Below are 20,860 nucleotides of genomic sequence, written 5' to 3'. Positions count from 1 at the left end.
GCGGCTATTACTAAAAAATAAAAATCCAGCTTTAATAGGTGCTACGCTTACAGACTTTTTAATGACTTTTTGATCAGTCCTTCTAAATCCTGCAATTGTGGTTCTGCTTTCAGTACTTTGTTTATAGCCTGTTCTGCTACATTACGGGCTATTCCCAACGTGACTAATGCATTTAACGCATCTTCCTGCATTGTATTGTTTACAGGTACAGATATTTGATGGCCAATGTCTTTTTGCTTTTTGATCTTATCTTTTAGCTCAAGTATGACCCTTTGGGCTGTTTTGGCGCCGATACCTTTAATGCTCTCCAGCATTTTAGCATTCTCCATAGCGATAGCACGTTGAATATCTTCTGGTTGCAGGGAAGATAACATCATTCTGGCAGTATTAGCACCAATACCGGATACGCCTATCAGCAACAGAAATATCTGGCGCTCCGCATCGTCGAAAAAGCCGTATAATGTGTGGGCGTCTTCTTTTATATGGAGATAAGTCAGCAATTTACAGCTGTCCAGACCCTGTATGCGGGAGTATGTATTTAAACTAATCTGCACTTCATATCCCACCCCTTGAACATCCAAATGGACCATGGCAGGGGATTTATAGGACAGTTTTCCATTTAGGTAAGCAATCATACAGGATTATTCAGGATTATAATTGTTGGCAAACCTAAGGATTTTTAGGAAGATGGCAGACGGGTATTTTGGCTTATAAGCTACATTTCCAAATTCTTATGTATTTTTACGGCCTGTTAAAACATCTATTTTATTAATATGAACAAAATAACGGCCGCTATTACTGCGGTAGGTGGGTATGTTCCGGACTACGTTCTCTCTAACAAAGAGCTGGAGAAACTGGTTGATACTACAGATGAATGGATCATCACCCGTACAGGAATTACAGAAAGAAGGATTCTGAAAGGCGAGGGGAAAGGGACTTCTGAGTTATGCGTACCTGTAGCGCTGGAAATATGCCGTAAAAGAGGGATCACGCCTGCTGATATCGACCTCATTATTGTTGCAACTGTTACTCCGGACATGGTGTTTCCTGCTACAGCCAATGTAGTAGCCGACAAAATCGGTGCAAAGAATGCCTTTGGGTTCGACATCGCCGCAGCCTGTTCCGGTTTCCTCTATGCACTGGATACAGGTGCACGTTTTATAGAAAGTGGACGTTATAAGAAAGTAATGGTGATCGGTGCTGATAAAATGAGCTCCATCATTGACTATACCGACCGTACTACCTGCATCATCTTTGGTGATGGCGGTGCCGGCGTGCTGCTGGAACCTAACGAAGAAGGTTATGGCCTGATAGACAGCATCCTGAAAAGTGATGGTCACGGCCGTGAATACCTGCACATGAAAGCCGGTGGCTCTGCCAAGCCTGCTTCCATCGAAACTGTTACCAACCGCGAACACTACGTGTACCAGGAAGGTAAAATGGTATTCAAATATGCTGTAGCAAACATGGCTGATGCGGCTGCTGAAATTATGGAGCGCAATAAGCTGAGTTCAGATGACATCGCATGGCTGGTACCTCACCAGGCAAACAAGCGTATCATTGATGCCACTGCTCACCGCATGGGATTGCCAGAAGAAAAAGTGATGATGAATATTCAGCGTTATGGTAATACCACCGCTGGTACATTGCCACTGTGCCTGTGGGATTACGAAAAACAACTGAAAAAAGGAGATAACCTGGTATTGGCTGCTTTTGGCGGCGGATTTACCTGGGGTGCTACTTATCTGAAGTGGGCATACGATCCTAAATGATAAATTTCGATTTTTAAAGCTGGCCGCAGGCCATTTTTTCCTGCCATTGATTGCTGATGCCGTAGGCATTAGTAATCAATGGCAGCTATTTTTTTAACTGAATGAGGGTAATGCGTAGATTAACTGCAATTGCTCACCTGCTACATTTGCCCAAATGTGCCCGCCCATCTTATCCATAAAATCTTTACAGATTATAAACCGCATCGCCAGCTCCTCCCCTTCACCCTGTACACTATAGACTGCATCTTCGTAGGCAAACAAACCCGTGGCCTGCTGTGCCGTCAGTACTGTCGGATAACTGATTACCATCACCTTTACCCGCTCTGCTTCCTGCTCTGCCACTACCTTTATTTCTTTTCCTAAAGTAGCCGCTCCCTGCAGTAAACTTCTGTGTACAAACTGCAGCATCTCATAATCGCCTGCTACCTGCAAGCCTTCGGGAATCTCCGTCAATACCCCGCTGAACATCTCCTTCAGGTCACAGGGAGCAGGTGCATACACAAACCCGGATAACTGTGACTTGATCCACCTGAGAATATTATCAAAGATTTCCAGCGTCTTCCTGCTGCTATTCTCCGTATCCCGTATCAGCTGCTGCCGCAGCACAGCCTCAGCATCCCCGTTTCTGAACAAGGCAGATACCCTGATAATATTCTGTAAAGGTTCCCTGAAATCGTGCGCCACCACAGAGATGAGCTTGTTCTTAAAATCATCCTGTACCTGCAGCTGCCGGTTCTTGTCCGAGATCTCCGCATTCATATTTGCCAGCAGTTCTTCCTGCTGCCGCAGGTAACGATAGCTGCGGTAACGGGTAAATGTAAACCCACCCAATATCAATAATATGCCCAACAGAAATGCTATCAGCTTTCGTCTCGCTAACCTTTGGGTATTGGCTCTTGCCAGTTTTTCCTGCTGTACTTTATTGCTGAGGTGCCATTCGTTCAGCTCCTGCTCTTTTAGAAAATAGTCCAGGTAATTCACATGCCGGCTGTCTTTCATCACTTCCTGTCTGTCAGTAAGGGTCCAGAGTTCATGCCCGTATTCCGCCATTTTCGCTGCATTATGCGCCTTTGTATAATAGCGGTAAATGCTTATTACCTGCGGCAACATCAGGTCAGTATAACCCGCTATTTTGCCCAGTGCATAAATCCTTTCTTTGTAAGGAATGATATCCAGCTGGTACCCCTGGCTATTGTAACCTTCAATGTGCTCCAGGATGTCGATCGCAACATAAATCAATCCATCTTTCTGTGCGTGTGCTGCCAGCGAGTTGATCCAGGCTACAGCTTTTGCCTGCTGTCCGTTTCTGAATAAATTATCTGCTTCAAATGCATGGATGTAATACAAATCTCTCACACAACCCGGGTAATGACCTGCTATTTTTTTTGCTTGTTTTATAGCCCACTGCACAGAATCTCTTCGCGTAGTATCATTGTTAAACCGAATGGCATAATTGATCAGCACCAGGCTATAAATAGAATCGTATACCAGCTTTTTACCGATGTCCATAGCCTGGTACAGGTACTGTTCACCCGTTTCATTCATGCCTGCCAGGCTATAAAACACACTCATGTTCATAAGCACCTGGCAAGCATTGCTGTTATCGTCCAGTTGCCTGTAATACATTAGAGCTTTGTTCTCATATTCAATAGCCTGCTTCACGTTTGCCTTGAGTGCGTATGCAATGCTAAGGTTGTTCAATGCATCTGCGGCCCCTTTCCGGTAGTCTAACCTGCTTGCCAGATCCCTTGCCTGCACTGCGTACCAGAAGCAACTATCTGCATTGCTCAGGTGCCATTTCATACTCAGTTCATTCAATACATCCGTGTACACAGTACTATCCTGCTCCGTCATCAGTCGTTGGCGCAGTTGCTGTACGGCACTCTTTTGAGCACACACCACCTGGGTGATCAGCAGCAATATGACTATCAGTTTTTTAAACACGGTAATGTATATGAAAATGTACTTCCTTTATCTGAGCGGTTTTCTGCTACGATCGTACCGCCCATTTTATCCATAAAATCCTTGCAGATGATCAATGCCAATCCTGCTCCTCCTTTTGACTGTGTAGTTCCTTTTTTTCCAGGATGGTATTCAAATAACCGATCCAGCACCTCTGTTGAAATTCCTTTTCCTTCATCGGCGATACATACTGTTACTGTATCTTCAGTAGTAGTGGCGGTGATTGCGATTGTGCCTCTTGCCGGACTAAACTTAATGGCATTGTGCAACAGGTTCCGATGCACAAACTGTAACATCTCTCTATCTGCTGATACCTGTATATCAGGTGGCACCTGTACCAATATCTGCACCTGCTTTTCCAGCATTTCTTCTTTCATAGAGCCCATCGCTTCTTTGATCAGATCAGCAGGAGTACAGGGCAATGGCTGATACACAAAACCACTGAGCTGTGTCCTGATCCAGCGAAGAATATTCTCAAAAATCTGTAAAGTATTTTCTGCATTGCTTTCCAGTTTCCTGAACAGAATAGCAGCTTCCTGTACAGAGAAAGCGCCTTGTTGCAGGTAAGCAGTAATTTCAATAATCTGAATCAATGGCGAGCGAAAATCGTGTGCAATGAGAGAGATCAGTTTGTTCTTGAAATCATCATGCGTGCGTAACTGTGCATTTTGTTCACTGATATGTTTGTTCATTTCCCGCAGACGCGCGGCATTCTTCCGGGAACTGCGATGAGAACGGTTGATATCCAGCAGCAATAAAATCACCAGTATCAGCAATACGATCAAACAAATGATAACCAGGTAACGGGTTCTTGCTTCCAGCGATTTTCTATCCAGTTGTTGTTGCTGAAAATCGTGTTGCAATTGTAGTTGTCGTAGTTGCTTTCCCTGCAGGTAATAGTCCATGTAATCCTGTTCTCCCTGCGAACGGCTTTGTTCATACTGCTCTGTAATATCTGCCATCAGGTCTGCATAATAATCGGCTTCTTTTGCCTGATGCTTCAGTTCATAGTAACGATAAAACTTCGCTACCACCGGCAATACAATTTCCCGGTAACCACCTTCCAACCCCAGTCTGATCATCTCTTTCTGATAGATCATAGAATCTGCACTATGCCGTTGTATACTGTAATCTGCCAATTGTGCGTAACCATACAGTGCATGGTACAAAAATCCTTTTTTCAACGCCATCCGCACCAGGTCCTTTACTTTGGATACAGCCAGTGCTGTATCTCCTTTATCATATAATTCATCGGCCTGTAGCAAACCGGTATAAATAAGCATGCGGGTATGTCCGCCCTTCATGGCCAGCTGAGCGCCATTTGCCAGGTACTGGCTCGCCAGCGCCATATGCGACGTATCGTTGTGATAAATAAAAAAGTAATTGGCCATTACTGCAGACATCACACTATCATTGCGCAGCCGCATAGCCATGTTCAGGGCCTGTTTGATATAATCTTCAGCTTCCCTGTGCCGGCCCTGGTAATGCTGATATACTCCCAGTTTAATATCTACCAGGGTCATCCCTGTACTATCTTCCAGTTCCTTATACAGCTTTAGGGCATCCAGGTAAAAACGAAAAGAGAGGTAACTATTATCCCGGTAGGCATAATACCCTCCCAATCCCCTGTATACTTCTGCTTCTCCCCACTTAAAGCCAATGCGCTTGGTTACGCCCCTGGCCATAGTCAGGTATTGAAAACAGGTATCCAGCTGGCGGTTCTGGTATTTCTGCGCGAGGGCTATCAGTATGCGTGAATAGACGACACTATCTTTGGTAACGGGCAACGCATTTTTCAATTTCTGAATCTGGCCAAAAGATAGCTCACAGCGGACAAGGAGTCCGACAGTTGCCATTACACTGTATAATAGCCATCTGTTATAGTTACGGAAGATCAAATGCCTACAGCTAAAAAGCTATCACGATTTTATCAGGGACAGGTCAACACCTATTTTTGTTAATGCCTGTACTCCTGTTGGGGTAATGTAAAAATGTTTGTTGTCAGCGCCATCTTTGGCTATCCACCCTTTTTCTATAAAAGCGGCCGCCAGCAACTCTCCTAGTTTTCCGCCAATGTGCCCATAACAAAACTTTGCTGGCTTCGGCACATCGTTCGTTTGCTTTTTCATATAATGCTGGTTTAGATTTCAAATACCAGTCCCCTCGTCTTTAGTTCTTCATATTTTAGTTTATCAAACCGGTATAGGTGAGCACCTTTCTTGGAGGTGGTTTTGTCCTTTTCTTCCAGTTTTTCCAATATATTCATGGAGAGGATTTTCTTCCTGAAGTTGCGCTTGTCCAGCTCATGCTGAAAGATCTCTTCGTAGAGGCTGCGTAGCTGTGACAAAGTAAATTTCTCTGGCAGCAATTCAAAACCGATGGGATGAAAGTGCGCATTGTCGCGCAGTTTCTTCAGGGCATCGGCTATCATCTGCCTGTGATCAAAGATCAGGTTAGGGATTTGGTGCAGCTCCAGCCAGTGTGCACTATACGCCTGCGAAGGAACATGCTCCTGTTCTGTAATGCGGATCAAGGCATAGTAAGCCATGGAGATCACTCTGGCACCCGTATCGCGCCCTACATCTCCATAGCAGCCCAGTTGATCCATGTATATGTTTTCCAACCCCGTGGTTTGTTTCAATACACGGGCAGCAGCATCGTCTACACTTTCATCTTTCTGAAGAAAGCCTCCCATCAGTGACCAGTCTCCCTGCATAGGATCTACTTTTCGCTGCATGATCAGTAATTTCAGCCTTCCATTTTCAAATCCAAAAATTATACAGTCTACTGCTACCAGGTGCTGAGGTACATTTGCATAAAATGATTGTGCACTCATTGAAAATTAATTGTCTGCGTGGTTGACGGCCCTCTTGTTGTCGCAGCTGGCAAGGCCGTGAAACCTGTTGTTTTTCATCTATTAGCTGCAAAGATGCTACATTTTCCTGCCACTTCCGGCACCGGAAATAACTTTTAGTCACGTGGAAGTACTGATAACGTTATTTTTTGGCGTATTCGCTATAATCAGTACCCGGTATCTTCGTCACACCGACCTGCCGTAATAGTGTGACCAACTGGCCGCGGTGATAAGTAGCATGATTAAAAACGTGCATCAGTATTTCTATAACGGTTAATTTACCATATTGTTTCTGGCTGTTGTAATAAGCTACCGTATGGGGTAGTTTTACGGGGTTGATCTGCTGCACCATCTCCAGCAATTGCCTGGATACGCCCATCCACTCATCACAGGCCGCCTCAAATGTACCTTGAAACAGAGGCGCCGGCTTCTGCGTCTGTTCCACCAGCTCTATACGCTGCTTCCACACACTTTCCGCATCCCACATATGATACACTGTCTGGCGTATGCTGGAAAAACTACTCACAACTTCCTGATCCAGCTGCGCTTCCGTCAGCTTTTTCAGTACCGTTGCTAAGCGCTGATTGGCCCAAAGGTGATAACCAGCCAGATTGAGTACGACTTCCTTCAATATTATTGAGTTTTTGTTACCTTCAACAAAATACCGAAATTTTATACAACAGGAAAAATATATATGACACCAATTACCATCAGGAACGTACGAAGAGAAGATTGTCCACGCTTATTGGAACTGATCAGGGAACTGGCGGAATACGAGAAAGCGCCCCATGAAGTGACCGTGACGCTAGAGCAGTTTACAGCTGCCGGATTTGGCGAAAGCCCTGTCTGGAAAGCTTTTGCAGCGGTAGATGGAGACCAGATTATCGGGTTTGCCCTCTACTACATCCGCTATTCTACCTGGAAAGGCTGCCGCATATACCTCGAAGACCTGCTGGTGACAGAAAGCTATAGGGGTAAAGGGATTGGTAAAATGCTGTTTGACAAGCTGTTGGAAGAAGCGAGAGAGAAGAATTACAATGGCATGGTATGGCAGGTGCTGGAATGGAACGAACCGGCTATTAACTTTTATAAAAAATATGGTGCCAGCTTCGATCCTGAGTGGTGGAATGCCAGCATCAGCTTCTAATGATCATGATTTATGCTATATAGATTCCACGACCTGAAGGGTATTGGCACCGGGCAACTTTGCCGGGTGTTTAATGAAGCCTTTAGTGACTACGTCATTCCTATGCAGCTAACGGTTTCCCTGCTACAACAGAAAATGGCAGGAGAAAGTATACAGTTGGATTGCTCAGCAGGAGCATCTCAGGGGAATGAATTGTGTGGATTTATCTTGCATGGCAGGGATGAAAGCTGCCCGGAGGTATTGTACAATGGAGGAACGGGGGTGGTTCCAATGGCCCGTGGGCACCACCTGGTGCAGGAATTATATGAGCATTTTATACCAAAGTATCAGCAACAGGGGGTAAAGGAAATTCTGCTGGAAGTGATAGCCAGCAATCAAAAGGCGATAAAGGCTTATAAAAATGCCGGTTTTCAGCACCAGCGCAATTTTCTGTGTTTTAAAGGAGAAGTTCCTGTCAAAAAAAGTGAATTTCTCATCCAGAAAAGCCCTTTGCCCTCAGAAATCCTGCTAGCTCCATTTGCAGACCAGGTACCCAGCTGGTCGAACAGCATCGCAAGTGTAAGAAGGGAAAAACAGCATACCACCACCTGGGTAGCGCTGTTGGAACATGAAATAGTAGGCTATATCAGTGTATTTCTGGCCAGCAGGCGAATAAGGCAGATAGGCGTGAGAAAGGATATGCGGAGAAAGGGAATTGGAACGGCTTTGATGCAGCAGGCTGCGGAGGCATTGGGGAATCCTTTTACGCTGGTAAATGTGGATGAAGAAAACAAAGGTCTGATAAAATTCTTAGCACATATTGGAATGACTCAAATCCTCACCCAATATGAAATGAAACGCCCGATATAAGCCGGCCGCAGGCCCTGGCCCAAAAACAGAGCGCTTTTACCTATGGCAAAAGCGCTCTGTTTTTTTAATTAATTCCGTTTACGATAGACTCTTTATTGATTTTTTGAATCAGCCCCTGCAGTACCTTTCCAGGCCCTGCCTCCGTAAAATTAGTCGCACCATCTGCCACCATCGCCTGCACTGACTGCGTCCATTTCACCGCTCCTGTCAATTGATCTATCAAATTCTGCTTGATTTCCGCCGGATCACTCACTGCCTTTGCCACCACATTCTGGTACACAGGGCAGGTAGGCGTATTAAATGTCGTTTTTTCAATTGCAGCCTTCAGTTCTTCTTTTGCCGGCGCCATGAGCGGACTGTGAAAAGCTCCACCCACAGGCAATACCAGTGCACGTTTTGCACCCGCTGCCTTCATTCTCTCACAAGCCACGTCAATGCCCTTCAGGGAGCCGGAAATCACCAGCTGACCAGGACAATTATAGTTTGCCGCCACTACCACCTCACCGGTTTCATCACTCACGGCTTTACAAATCTCCTCTACCTTCGCATCTTCCAGCCCCAAAACCGCCGCCATGGTAGAAGGATTCTGTTCACACGCCTTCTGCATAGCAGTTGCCCTGATATAGACCAGTTTCAGCGCATCTTCAAAAGTAAGTGCACCGTTCGCTACCAGCGATGAAAACTCACCCAGCGAATGGCCAGCCACCATATCAGGCTTAGCACCTGCAGCACCACACAGAAATGCAATGACACTGTGCAGAAATACAGCCGGTTGTGTTACCCGGGTTTGCTTCAGGTCCTCATCAGTACCTGTAAACATTACATCAGATATACGAAAACCAAGAATCTCATTAGCCTTCTCAAATAAGTCTTTTGCAGTTGGATTAGTGTCATACAGGTTTTTACCCATACCCGGGAACTGAGCGCCCTGACCGGGAAATACGTAAGCTTGTTTCATTTACATTGATTTACGGTTGCCAATCAGACATATGTATTATCATTAAATACATATCTCAGTGATTAGGATTGCAAATATTCATAGTCTTTGTGATATATCAAAATTTGCATCCAATAAAAAAACCCTCTCTCACGAGAGGGTTCCAATTAACTTTTTAAATACTCTGACCAATCAGTCGCATGAACTCGCTCCTCGTTCTGCCATCTTCAAACTGCCCGGAAAAGGCAGAAGTGGTTGTCACCGAGTTCTGCTTTTGCACTCCTCTCATCATCATACACAGGTGCTGTGCCTCTATTACCACTGCCACACCCAGGGGTTGCAGGGTATCCTGTATAGCATCCAGGATCTGATGCGTCATGCGCTCCTGTACCTGCAGCCTTCTGGCATATACATCCACTACCCTTGCCAGTTTACTCAGACCGGTAATATATCCGTTTGGAATATAAGCAATATGTGCCTTGCCAAAGAAAGGCAACATATGATGCTCGCATAGTGAATACAACTCGATATCTTTCACGATGACCATCTCGCTGTATGACTCTGTGAATTTGGCACTATTCAATATCTCTCTGGCATCCTGCTGATAACCTGTAGTCAGGTACTGCATTGCTTTTGCTACCCTTTCCGGCGTCTTTTGCAATCCTTCCCTTTCCACATCTTCCCCCAACAGGGAAATACTATTTTTGTAATGCTCGATAAGATCGGTGGTTACCTTCTCATCGTAAGATTCAACCTTCTTGTAAGCCATTGCTTATTTAATCTTAAGATCAACTAATTAATTACTTCCCTCCGTAATATTCCACATAGATACGGGGCGTTTCGTACAACTTGATACAGTGGAGCTGTACCCCTTCCGGCAAATGCGGGGTCAGCTGCTCCCAGATTCCAACAGCCAGGTTCTCCGCAGAGGTGAACTTGCCTGCCATGAAATCTACATCCATATTTAGGTTGCGGTGGTCTACCTTTTCCACCACATATTCTTCGATTAAATTACCCAGTGTTTTAGCGTTAAAAACAAACCCTGTTTCAGGATCAGGATTGCCTTTTACTGTAACATGCAATTCATAATTATGACCATGCCAATTCTCATTAGCACACTTCCCAAACACTTCTTTATTTTTTTCCTTACTCCATGCGGGATTTGATAATTTATGCGCCGCATTGAAGTTCTCCACACGCGTTAAATAGATCATGCGATTAGCTGCAATTTTCCGCAAAAATACAACAATTGCAGGACAAGCCAATCAGCGGGCAGATAAGGCCGGTAGGTCGCTATCCATTTTATTCCGATATTTGCAACATGAAAATTTTGGTCACCGCTGCCACTCCTTTCGAGATTAAGCCTTTCTCCGACTACCTGTCAGGTCATCACCACCCTGACATCCAGATCACGACCCTCGTTCATGGCATTGGTATGATGCACACTGCCTACCACCTGGGCCGTCACCTTGCCGGCACCCGCCCCGACCTGGTTATTCAGGCAGGTATCGCTGGTTGCTTTGACCATTCGTGGGAAATGGGCAAAACCGTGATCATCGATAGAGAGCAATTCGGCGACCTTGGTGTGGAAGACGACCAGACCTTCAAAGACCTGTTCGATACCAACCTCTGGCAGCCTGATCAACCACCATTTTCGCACAAACAACTGGTCAACCTGTTCGAAGGCGTTCCTTATTTACCCGCGCTTGAACAGGTAAGCGGCGTGACTATCAATACCGTAAGCGGTAACGAACGCACCCGCCAAAAACTGGTTGACAAATACAACCCCGCCGTAGAAAGCATGGAAGGTGCCGCCTTTCATTACGCCTGCCTGCTGGAAAAGATTCCCTTCTTCCAGCTCCGCAGCATCTCTAACTACGTGGAAGTACGCGACAAATCCAAATGGAAAATTCCATTGGCCATTCAACAACTAAATGAAACATTGATCACATATATTGAACATCTGAGACAGGGTTCTGCCTCCTAAAGCAAAGCATTATGGAATTAACACTCGGATTTTCGCCATGTCCCAACGATACTTTCATCTTTGACGCCATGGTGAACAACAAGATCGACACGAAAGGCTTACAATTCAACACCCGCCTCGAAGACGTGGAAACACTGAACAAATGGGCGCTGGAAGGGAAACTGGATATCACCAAACTAAGCTATGGTGTCCTGCCTAAAGTACTACATCAATACGAACTGCTCAATAGTGGCTCCGCCCTGGGCAGAGGCTGTGGCCCGCTCCTGATCGCGAAAAAACCGATCGATAAAGAAAAAATCAAGGATTGTAAAATCGCTATTCCAGGTATTAATACCACTGCTAACCTGCTCTTTTCCACTGCATTTCCCGAAGCTCAAAACAAGGAAATCCTGGTTTTCTCCGATATCGAAAACGCGGTGTTAGACGGTCGTGTAGATGCGGGTGTGATCATTCACGAAAACAGGTTCACTTATCAACAAAGAGGGCTGGTGAAAATCATTGACCTGGGTGAATACTGGGAAAGCACCACTGGTAGCCCGATTCCACTGGGTGGTATCGTGATCCGCAAATCCCTGCCTGCTGCACTGAAACAACAGGTAGATCAACTGATTCACGATAGCCTGCAGGAATCATTTAAACACTACCCTACCCTCTCCCCGTTCGTGACATCTCACGCACAGGAAATGGAAGAAAGTGTGATGCGCCAGCATATTGAATTGTATGTAAATGACTTCTCCCTGGACCTGGGCGAAGCCGGCAGAGCTGCTGTAGACAGACTAATGGCAGCCGCTTTATAAAATTGAAGGAGCAGTCGCGTTAACTTTTCGCGACTGCTTTTTTATATACTTCCAATGCTCTTTTTCTCGCCTCGTCATGTATCACTATGGGTTGTGCATATGTCAACTCGTCTAACTCAGGCACCCATTTACGCACATATTTCAAATCAGGATCAAATCGCTCCGTTTGCAATAATGGATTAAACACCCTGAAATAAGGTGCCGCATCACAGCCACATCCTGCGGCCCATTGCCAGTTGCCATTATTAGCCGCCAGATCATAGTCCAGTAACTTCTCTGCAAAATAAGCCTCTCCCCATCGCCAGTCTATCAGCAAATGCTTCGTCAAAAAACTTGCAGTGATCATGCGCACCCTGTTGTGCATAAAACCCGTTTCATTCAATTCGCGCATACCTGCATCCACAATAGGGTAGCCGGTTTCACCATCGCACCACTTTTTGAACTCAGCTTCATTATTTCTCCACCTGATCTTATCATACTCTTTTCTGAACGACTGCTGTACAACATGTGGATAATGCCACAAAATTGCGTAATAAAACTCTCTCCATATCAGCTCTCCTAAAAATGCCTGGTTCAGATGATTCGCGCGTTCTGCCAGTTCCCGTACACTGATGGTGCCAAAACGCAGGTGCATACCTAAGTGGGTAGTACCATGAATTCCCGGTATGTCCCTTGTTTTATCGTAGTTTTCAATGAAACTATCCTTTACTTTCACACCAGGAAAATCTCTCTTTCCAGGCAGGAATCCTATCGTACGCAAAGAGGGAATGGGCTTGCTTTTTTGCCTGTAAAAATTACGGAAATACTTTTCCACCGGGTATGCTTTCAGATAAAAATCATTCAGCTTTGCTCTCCATTTTTTACTGTAATGCGTATAAACCGTATAAGGTTCGCCGTTATCTTTCAGGATTTCATCCCTGTCAAAGATTACCTGGTCTTTGTACACTTTGAATCCAATCTTTTTTCCTTTCAAAAGCTGGCCAATGGCCTTATCCCGCTCACGTGCATAAGGTTCATAATCCATATTCGCATACACCGTCTGTACGTCGTACTGAGCCGTGTAATACTCAAATGCTTCTGAAGGTGTACCATAAAATACATCCAGGCTGCTACCCAGTTTTGCTAATTGTTCCTGCATCTCCTCCAGCGTATCACGGATAAAAGTGACCCTGCGGTCACGTCTATCTTCCAGGTCATCCAGGATGACAGTATCAAAAACAAATACAGGTACAACGGGATATTCTGATTTTAAAGCGTGGTATAATGCAGCATGATCCAGCAATCGCAGGTCACGGCGCAACCAGCACAAATTAACAGTAGCAGGCATAATAGAGGTTAATTTTTGCAATTCTCAATGAAACATTCCGTGGACAATATTAAGGTGTAATATTTAAATAAAGAATCACAAAAAATACGCCACTGCTGCGCATTTTCAGCGAATTATTGTATTAATAACCGGGTGGATTTTCTATAATACTCCTTCATGCAGCAACTCATGTAATATCACTGCGGCGGCATTACCATAATTATTATCGCGGAACTGGCCAACCCACCTGACACCGGTGATGGCATTGGTGAGAAATATCTCATCGGCATTCTCCAGGTCCGCTATTGTCAATGGTTTTTCTATCACTTTAAACGGGAGGTCCATATCTATCACGTGCTTACGCATTACACCACATACACAACCTTCACTCAATGGAGGGGTAATCAGTTGTTTGTTATTTACGATAAACAAATTGGCGATGGTAGTATCTGCCACCCTGCCATGTGCATTCAACAGGATGGTTTCATGCAGGCGGTGTTGTTTACCATACATGGCTGCCATGATATAAGGCAGACAATTATTCGACTTGATGGTCGCATATTTATCACAGCTCTTGCGTGCTTCCGGAAACACATCTATTGCCAGTCCTTTTTCATTCAGCTCCATTACCTGCCGGTCCAGTTCCCAGCTTTGAATAACAAAATTGGGATGATTATCTATAGGATCATACAATCCGCCGTCTGACCTGAAAATGGTAAGCCTTACCCGGGCCAGTCGATTATGACCATTCCGGCTGCAAAGCTCTGCTATGAGCCGGGCAAAATAAGTTCGGGTGAAATGGTGAGGGGCATCGAAATGTAGCAGATGCAAACTGGCCATCAATCGCTCAAAATGGAGCTCAGCCAGCTGCACTTCTCCCCGTACTGTTCGCATTGTTTCAAAACATCCGTCTCCATACCGGAAAGATCGGTTATCTGCCGTAAAAATGGGTTCTGACGCCGAAATAAACTTTCCATTATAACATGTATACACCTGTTGCACTTCGAACGCTTTTTGAATGTTAGAAAGGAATAGAAAGGTACGAAATATTCATGTCATGCAGGCATTAGCAGCCGGGACAATATCCCTCCTAAAATGGGTAGCGGTCATCCCAGCCTATGCCAGAATAACCGCTTTATACATAGGACAGGGGTACTTCCCGGATCTGATCCCGGAATGAACACCCGTCTATTTAGATTTCTTATATAATTGCCCGAAACGGAACCCTACAAATACATCTGCCTGTTTGGAATTGCCCAGCAAAGCTGTCAGTACACTGCCGGATCCCACATACAATGGTCCTGCCCGGAAACTTGTTCCTGCATTGAATTTTGTTAACCCATTATAGCTAAGAGGAAGATAAAAGCCAAATTTCCTTCCTTCATAACGTGGTGTCAATGTAAACCCGCTGTAGTACTGTCCGTTGAATGGCCTCGTGGTATTCTTCGCCATCGCCAGCTGTACATTCGCATTCAGGTAAAAATGATCCTGCAAATGGTAGTCTACATTGATCTGCATAGTTGTTGGCAGACTTACTTTATAAGTCGTTTCACTGTTCGAACCATCCGGTACAAAATACTGTGGATACTGGTCCAGCGTAGTCTTATAATCATCGATGGAAACACCGTTCAACTGGCTCAGGTAAAACCTGTCAGCAGCCGGAATATTCAGGTTATAACCAGCACTCCTTGCCAGGTCTTTCTCAAATTTGAGTCGGCCGATGTCGAGTACAGATACCCCCACTTTAAATAAATAACCTTTGCTTTCCGCTGGTCTGTATTCGTATATCACACCCAGGTCCAGGCCTACGCCATGACCTGAAGTTTTGGTCAGCTGGTCCACATCAAAATCTGAGACATTCACACCTGATGCAGCCAGGCCCACTCTGGCAGAAGTATTGGTGAGGTAACCATCCTGCTGAATAATATCTTCGTCAATCGTTCCTTTGAAATTATTCAGGTGCACATTCATATTGCCAATGCCTGACAGGTATTTAATCGTACCCCCTGCTTTGAAATAATGTGGCCCTGTTACAAATGCTTCGCGGGCAAAAGACAATCCATACTCCATCCAGCCACTTACATTCACACCCATATTCCCATTACTGTTGATGGTGTAAGGCAAATTGGAATTTTGATCCAGTTCACGGATCTGATGCACCAGTTGTCCATCCATATCCGTTACATTGCCCAATACTCTTGCCCTGCTGGTAAATGCAAAAGCCATCTTAGGCCCCACGCTGATCATGACAGAAGGCAGGTGGATAGCCACGTTTACAATACCACTTGTTTTGCCGGCGTTCGCTCCGAACAATTGATCTGTCAGTTTGTCCCCGTCAAAGGTTTTTCCGAGGTCCCCCAGTTTAAATTGCGCCTGATTATTGCCAACGCTGGCATTAACCCCCAATAAATTTACGTCCCAACGATAACGACTATTAGCGATATTAGCGGGGTTTGAAAATACACCATTCACCCCGGTGTAATTGCCTGTACGGTAGCCCGCAAGGTCTTGCTGTGCGTAGGCACTCGTGAGCATGCCCAGACACACTGTCAAAATTGACACAATTTTAGTCATAGTAGTACAGTTAGATAAAACAGGTAGGTTCAAAGAACTATTTCAGGGCACAATATATTAAACTTATTTAATAAGTATATATAGTTCCTGATCCTGCTTATCAGCATACTGAAATCTCGTTGGCGCAATAAATATTAGCGTGAAGTTTTATTCACTGACAATCCTATCCAATTTATTATTTTGGTTTACCCGAAACTTTATTTCGGCAATAAGCTCCCGTCGAAATGCTCTTCTTTAGTTTGCTCTGAAGTTGGACGCTGCCCCTATCAGAAGTTGACGTAGCAAAGATGCTGTTTTTAAATTATAATACAATAGCAAGTTGTGGGTATTGCAAATTTAAAAGAGAATGATTATCTAAAAGCGAAAGGGCTTGTACTACAAGCCCCCTCTTTATAATTTCATTTCCGGTATGTCGCCACTCACGATCAAACGTCCTGCTGTCTTAGCTTTGATCTCATCAACACTCACTCCCGGGGCCCGTTCCAGCAACCTGAATCCTCCCGGTGTCACATCCAACACAGCCAGTTCTGTGACAATTTTTTTCACACAGGATACGCCGGTTAATGGCAATGTACACTGTGGTAACAACTTGCTTTCTCCTTTGGGATTAGTATGCATCATGGCAACAATAATATTTCTCGCAGCGGCAACAAGATCCATCGCCCCGCCCATTCCTTTCACCATCTTGCCGGGTATTTTCCAGTTGGCAATATCACCTGTATCAGATACTTCCATCGCACCCAGTACTGTCAGATCTACCTTGCCTGCCCTGATCATACCAAAGCTCTCTGCACTGTCAAAGAAGCAACCACCCGGCAACACGGTGACTGTTTCTTTCCCTGCATTGATCAGATCTGCATCAATATCTGCTTCCTCAGGATAAGGTCCCATGCCTAATAATCCATTTTCTGACTGCAACATGATAGAAATGCCATCAGGAATGAAGTTAGCCACCAGTGTGGGAATGCCGATACCGAGATTGACATACATGCCATCGCGCAGTTCCTGCGCTATTCTTTTAGCGATGCTATATTTATCTAAAGACATACATTACAGTTTAAATCTTAACAGTTTTGCGTTCGATGCGCTTTTCGTAACCCGTACCCTGGAAGATGCGGTGTACATAGATACCCGGTACATGAATCTGGTCAGGGTCCAGTTCTCCCGGTTGTACCAGGTGTTCTACTTCCGCAATTGTAATGTTGCCAGCTTTTGCCATAGAGGTGCTGAAATTTCTTGTCGTTTTTCTGAATACCAGGTTGCCCATAGTATCTCCTTTCCATGCTTTCACCATTGCGAAATCGGCATGCAGCGCCATTTCCATCAGGTATTGCTTGCCGTTGAATTCGCGGGATTCCTTACCTATCGCTACTTCGGTACCGTAACCAGCAGGCGTAAAAAAAGCAGGAATGCCCATTCCTGCCATCTGAATACGGGTTGCGAGTGTACCCTGTGGTATCAGGTCTACTTCCAGCTCTCCGGACAATAGCTGCCGTTCAAACTCCGCATTTTCGCCTACATAAGAGGCCATCATTTTTTTAATCTGTCTTGTTTTTAAGAGCAGGCCAAGTCCGAAGTCGTCTACACCTGCATTATTGGAGATACAGGTGAGTTGTGTGATACCTTTGCGTACCAGTGCGGCAATGCAGTTTTCGGGAATGCCGCATAGCCCGAAACCGCCCAGCATCAGCGTAGTTCCATCGTGGATGTCATGCAGTGCTTCATCAGCATTTGCTACAACTTTGTTCATGTTTTGGTGTTTTGAAAATTTTTGGGGGCCGGAACAATGTTACTGTTTCGGCGCGAAATCAGGTTTATGGTGTCCTGGTAAACCTTCCTTTGGTAATGGCTTAACCGCTCCTGGCAGTGGTTTTGACGGCATTCCACCGGTTCCCATTGGCACAGGTCCGGTTGGCTTTGGCCTGGGAGGTGCCGGTTTAGGAGGCGGTGGCACCACTTTATGCACTGTAGGCAAATTCAATTGCTTGATAAAAGGAGTAGGCAAACCGTTCTTCTTTGAAGTTAGAACATTTTGACCAAACGGTAAATCGTCAAATGGATTTTCCAGGTACGCCTTAACACGCGCTTCCTTGTCCAGGTCTTCCCTGTTGGCAGTTGCTGCCTCCATCATCATATCATACACTTCTTTCAGCCTGTCAGGGCGGCTTTCGTACCAATCATAGCTCTTCTGAAACTGCGCCTGGGTCAGGTGGTGCATGTCCAGTATCTGTTTATAATATAGCTTTACCCGGTACCTGCGCACAGAATCAGGCATTGGCGTACGTGGGTCTTCATTATTAGTGCTCAATGCATCTGCCATAGTCATGTCCAGCAGCACATCCCTCATTTCTTCCTTTTGCAATACACCTTCCGGCACTTTACCAGCCTGTCCGCATGCCATTAATACCAAAAGAAAGCAAACAAATATGATTCTATATTGCATAAATACTATTCCGTTATTAGCGCAAAGCTATTTCATCTGCTGATATTTCACAGCATTCGTTACGTCCATTTGGGACAATAACTGTACCGCACGGGATTTTTCCTGTGGCGGCGCCTTGGAAAAGATCTTTTGCAGCTCATCAGATTTAGAAGTAAAGAATACTGCCATCAGCATAGAGTTAGGTATATCCTGGTAGATGGCGTACATCATATTCAAACAGTTCAGCACCGCAGCCCTGCCTTTGTTCATATCATCATACATCACATCCAGTCCCTGGCGGTGATATTGGTACATTACGTCGTGGAAACGGGCAAACTTCACATTCAGCAGGTTATCCTGCAGCCAATAGCGGTTGCGGTTGCCCTCAAATGGTTTCCAGCCGGATACATCCTTGCCGTCAGGAGCATTGTTTACAATGTTCAGGGCTTTCTTGAAGAAGTCGTCTCCACCCCGGGGACTGAAACTGTCAGCATCCAGGCCCAGTATGATATAACTATAATAAGCCAGGATTGCAGTAAGGTTAGAGGCAACCGGATCATTGCCAGATACCCTATTGTCACTGAACTCCAATGGCTGAAACTCTACATAGCGAAACACAATGTTGTTGTCCTGCATATTCAGCAAACTGCTCACATAGCCTGCATTGTACACAGGGCGGGTAGCCTGCACCGTCAGGGTCGCCTTGTAAGTATTGCTCCCCATATCGCCGGTTACATTCAGCAGGAAGTTGCATTCAATACGTTCTGCCGGGGTATAGACATCGTCTCCCCAGCGGCGGCCATTCAGGAATTCCATCAGGCTTTTCTGCAGGGTAGTAAATACTTTCTTGTCAGTACCAGTGATCTGGTTGGCGTTAACCGTTACATTTACTCTCAGCTCCTGGGCCATGAGGCCGGAACTAAAGAGCAGAAATAACACAAAGCAGGTGAGGACTTTCAACTGTGGAGTATATTGCATGTTATCATACGATTATAGAGACTATCATTGCTGTCCGATCATGGTAGTAATGGCCTTCACAATATCTTCCGCTACTGCCTGCTTGGACTTGAGCGGTAATTCCGTTGCAATGCCCTGCCTGTCAAACAGCGTTACTTTATTAGTGTCATGGTTGAAACCGGCGCCTGCATCATTGAGGGAATTCATCACGACCAGGTCCAGGTTTTTCTCATGTAGTTTTTTCAGTGCATATTCCTTTTCGTTGTTGGTTTCCAGCGAGAAGCCTACAAGTACTTGTCCGGCAGGTCGCTGAGCACCCAGGGTGCGCAGGATGTCGGTGGTCTTTTCCAGTTCCAGGGTCAGTTCATCACCGGCGCCTTTCTTGATCTTAATGTCTGCTACCTGCTTAGGGCGATAGTCTGCAACAGCAGCGGCCATCACAACGATGTTACTATTGGCAAAATGGGCTGCACTGCCATTATACATATCTGCAGCCGTCACTACCCGGAGTGTATGCACACCCGGATGTTTTGCTGACAGGTGGGTAGGTCCCAGTACTAAAGTCACATCTGCTCCCGCAGCTGCCAGTGCATCAGCAATGGCAATACCCATTTTACCACTGGAATGGTTACTGATATAACGAACAGGGTCCAATGGTTCTTGTGTAGGCCCGGCAGTTACCAGCGCTTTTTTTCCTTTCAGGGGTTGGTTGGTGCTAAAATATTGTTGCAGGAAGGCGATAATATGTTCCGGTTCTGCCATTCTTCCTTCGCCAAAGAGGCCGCTGGCCAGCTCTCCTTTCTCTACCGGCAGTTGCTGGTGACCATAGGAAAGCAGTTTTTCCACATTTGCACGGGTGGCAGGATGGTGCCACATATCTTCGTCCATGGCAGGAGCAAAAAGTACGGGACAGGTGGCTGAGAGGTAGGTAGCCAACAGGAGGTTGTCACAGAGCCCCATGGCCATTTTAGCCAGGGTATTGGCCGAGGCGGGGGCAATGAGCATTACGTCGGCCCAGCGACCCAGCATGACATGATTGTTCCAGCTAGAATTATCACTGATGGACACGGGCACCTCATTTTTCGATAAGGTCGCCAGCGTGAGCGGGGTGATGAACTCACAGGCAGATGGTGTCATCACCACCTTGACAATAGCTCCTTCCTTTACCAGCAACCGGACGATGGTAGCAGCTTTGTAAGCCGCTATGCTTGCGGACACACCCAGTAGTATTTTCTTTCCTTGCAACATGTAGCGTATACCAATTATAAAAAAGGCGACAGAAATAAATTTCTGCCG

22 protein-coding genes are annotated in these 20,860 nt (G+C 45.5%); 5 read left to right on the top strand and 17 right to left on the bottom strand.

Annotated features, from left to right (window positions below; genetic code table 11):
- Positions 1-47 precede the first annotated feature (47 nt).
- Complete coding sequence (ruvA, locus tag ABDW16_RS07010) at positions 48-635, bottom strand: Holliday junction branch migration protein RuvA (RefSeq protein WP_343668670.1); 588 nt, start codon at positions 633-635, stop codon at positions 48-50.
- Positions 636-773: 138 nt separating this feature from the next.
- Here ruvA and ABDW16_RS07005 point away from each other — a divergent pair, with 138 nt between their 5' ends.
- Positions 774-1,772, top strand: a complete 999-nt coding sequence (locus ABDW16_RS07005; RefSeq protein WP_343668668.1) for a beta-ketoacyl-ACP synthase III — start codon at positions 774-776, stop codon at positions 1,770-1,772.
- 93 nt (positions 1,773-1,865) lie between these two features.
- On the opposite strand, the gene ABDW16_RS07000 is transcribed toward ABDW16_RS07005, so the two are convergent.
- The 5 genes from ABDW16_RS07000 to ABDW16_RS06980 all read right to left on the bottom strand — a co-directional run bounded on the left by ABDW16_RS07000 (position 1,866) and on the right by ABDW16_RS06980 (position 7,219).
- Positions 1,866-3,716, bottom strand: a complete 1,851-nt coding sequence (locus ABDW16_RS07000) for a hypothetical protein (RefSeq protein WP_343668666.1) — start codon at positions 3,714-3,716, stop codon at positions 1,866-1,868.
- Entirely contained in the window at positions 3,701-5,590 is a 1,890-nt protein-coding gene (locus ABDW16_RS06995; RefSeq protein WP_343668664.1) for a tetratricopeptide repeat-containing sensor histidine kinase, read from the bottom strand. The genes ABDW16_RS07000 and ABDW16_RS06995 overlap by 16 nt, the downstream gene beginning before the upstream one ends.
- Positions 5,591-5,653: 63 nt before the next feature.
- The gene (locus ABDW16_RS06990) at positions 5,654-5,863 is read right to left on the bottom strand and encodes a hypothetical protein (RefSeq protein WP_343668663.1); all 210 of its coding nucleotides are present in this window, start codon (positions 5,861-5,863) and stop codon (positions 5,654-5,656) included.
- 11 nt (positions 5,864-5,874) lie between these two features.
- Positions 5,875-6,570 (bottom strand): NUDIX domain-containing protein, encoded by a 696-nt coding sequence (locus ABDW16_RS06985; RefSeq protein WP_343668661.1) that lies wholly within the window; start codon positions 6,568-6,570, stop codon positions 5,875-5,877.
- 160 nt (positions 6,571-6,730) lie between these two features.
- Positions 6,731-7,219 carry a DinB family protein gene (locus ABDW16_RS06980; protein WP_343668659.1) on the bottom strand — a complete coding sequence of 163 codons (489 nt, stop codon included), beginning with the start codon at positions 7,217-7,219 and terminating at the stop codon, positions 6,731-6,733.
- Between the two features lie 63 nt (positions 7,220-7,282).
- On the opposite strand from ABDW16_RS06980, the gene ABDW16_RS06975 reads away from it, so the two are divergent.
- Both ABDW16_RS06975 and ABDW16_RS06970 read left to right on the top strand, forming a co-directional pair.
- A complete protein-coding gene (locus tag ABDW16_RS06975; RefSeq protein ID WP_343668657.1) occupies positions 7,283-7,735 on the top strand; it encodes a GNAT family N-acetyltransferase in 453 nt (150 codons plus the stop codon).
- 12 nt (positions 7,736-7,747) lie between these two features.
- Positions 7,748-8,584 carry a GNAT family N-acetyltransferase gene (locus ABDW16_RS06970; RefSeq protein WP_343668656.1) on the top strand — a complete coding sequence of 279 codons (837 nt, stop codon included), beginning with the start codon at positions 7,748-7,750 and terminating at the stop codon, positions 8,582-8,584.
- 64 nt (positions 8,585-8,648) lie between these two features.
- Here ABDW16_RS06970 and fabD read toward each other — a convergent pair whose 3' ends face one another.
- The 3 genes from fabD to ABDW16_RS06955 form a co-directional block, all read right to left on the bottom strand.
- Positions 8,649-9,542, bottom strand: a complete 894-nt coding sequence (gene fabD / locus ABDW16_RS06965) for an ACP S-malonyltransferase (protein ID WP_343668655.1) — start codon at positions 9,540-9,542, stop codon at positions 8,649-8,651.
- A gap of 154 nt (positions 9,543-9,696) precedes the next feature.
- Positions 9,697-10,290, bottom strand: coding sequence for a GTP cyclohydrolase I FolE (gene folE, locus ABDW16_RS06960; RefSeq protein WP_343668654.1), 594 nt, complete (start codon positions 10,288-10,290; stop codon positions 9,697-9,699).
- Positions 10,291-10,321: 31 nt separating this feature from the next.
- Positions 10,322-10,735: a 6-carboxytetrahydropterin synthase gene (locus ABDW16_RS06955; protein ID WP_343668653.1), complete on the bottom strand. Its 414-nt coding sequence runs from the start codon at positions 10,733-10,735 to the stop codon at positions 10,322-10,324.
- 107 nt (positions 10,736-10,842) lie between these two features.
- Here ABDW16_RS06955 and mqnB point away from each other — a divergent pair, with 107 nt between their 5' ends.
- Positions 10,843-11,508, top strand: coding sequence for a futalosine hydrolase (gene mqnB / locus ABDW16_RS06950; RefSeq protein WP_343668652.1), 666 nt, complete (start codon positions 10,843-10,845; stop codon positions 11,506-11,508).
- 11 nt (positions 11,509-11,519) lie between these two features.
- Positions 11,520-12,305: a 1,4-dihydroxy-6-naphthoate synthase gene (locus ABDW16_RS06945; protein WP_321568653.1), complete on the top strand. Its 786-nt coding sequence runs from the start codon at positions 11,520-11,522 to the stop codon at positions 12,303-12,305.
- Positions 12,306-12,324: 19 nt separating this feature from the next.
- On the opposite strand, the gene ABDW16_RS06940 is transcribed toward ABDW16_RS06945, so the two are convergent.
- The 8 genes from ABDW16_RS06940 to coaBC form a co-directional block, all read right to left on the bottom strand.
- Positions 12,325-13,632 carry a deoxyribodipyrimidine photo-lyase gene (locus ABDW16_RS06940; protein WP_343668651.1) on the bottom strand — a complete coding sequence of 436 codons (1,308 nt, stop codon included), beginning with the start codon at positions 13,630-13,632 and terminating at the stop codon, positions 12,325-12,327.
- Between the two features lie 141 nt (positions 13,633-13,773).
- On the bottom strand, positions 13,774-14,604 hold the full coding sequence (locus ABDW16_RS06935; protein WP_343668679.1) for an aminotransferase class IV: 831 nt from the start codon (positions 14,602-14,604) through the stop codon (positions 13,774-13,776).
- Positions 14,605-14,799: 195 nt separating this feature from the next.
- On the bottom strand, positions 14,800-16,185 hold the full coding sequence (locus ABDW16_RS06930) for a DUF5723 family protein (RefSeq protein ID WP_343668650.1): 1,386 nt from the start codon (positions 16,183-16,185) through the stop codon (positions 14,800-14,802).
- A 390-nt stretch (positions 16,186-16,575) separates the two neighbouring features.
- A complete protein-coding gene (locus ABDW16_RS06925) occupies positions 16,576-17,232 on the bottom strand; it encodes a 3-oxoacid CoA-transferase subunit B (protein ID WP_343668649.1) in 657 nt (218 codons plus the stop codon).
- A gap of 10 nt (positions 17,233-17,242) precedes the next feature.
- On the bottom strand, positions 17,243-17,935 hold the full coding sequence (locus tag ABDW16_RS06920) for a CoA transferase subunit A (RefSeq protein ID WP_343668648.1): 693 nt from the start codon (positions 17,933-17,935) through the stop codon (positions 17,243-17,245).
- Between the two features lie 39 nt (positions 17,936-17,974).
- The gene (locus ABDW16_RS06915) at positions 17,975-18,628 is read right to left on the bottom strand and encodes a DUF4296 domain-containing protein (protein ID WP_343668647.1); all 654 of its coding nucleotides are present in this window, start codon (positions 18,626-18,628) and stop codon (positions 17,975-17,977) included.
- A gap of 27 nt (positions 18,629-18,655) precedes the next feature.
- On the bottom strand, positions 18,656-19,585 hold the full coding sequence (locus ABDW16_RS06910; RefSeq protein WP_343668646.1) for a DUF4835 family protein: 930 nt from the start codon (positions 19,583-19,585) through the stop codon (positions 18,656-18,658).
- Between the two features lie 24 nt (positions 19,586-19,609).
- Entirely contained in the window at positions 19,610-20,812 is a 1,203-nt protein-coding gene (gene coaBC / locus ABDW16_RS06905; RefSeq protein WP_343668645.1) for a bifunctional phosphopantothenoylcysteine decarboxylase/phosphopantothenate--cysteine ligase CoaBC, read from the bottom strand.
- Positions 20,813-20,860 lie beyond the last annotated feature (48 nt).

Origin of the sequence: Chitinophaga sp., assembly GCF_039596135.1 — a bacterium.
In the GTDB taxonomy this organism is placed as follows: domain Bacteria; phylum Bacteroidota; class Bacteroidia; order Chitinophagales; family Chitinophagaceae; genus Chitinophaga.
The sequence above is the reverse complement of the archived record's forward strand: the minus strand, read 5'-3'. Positions and strand labels throughout refer to the sequence as shown.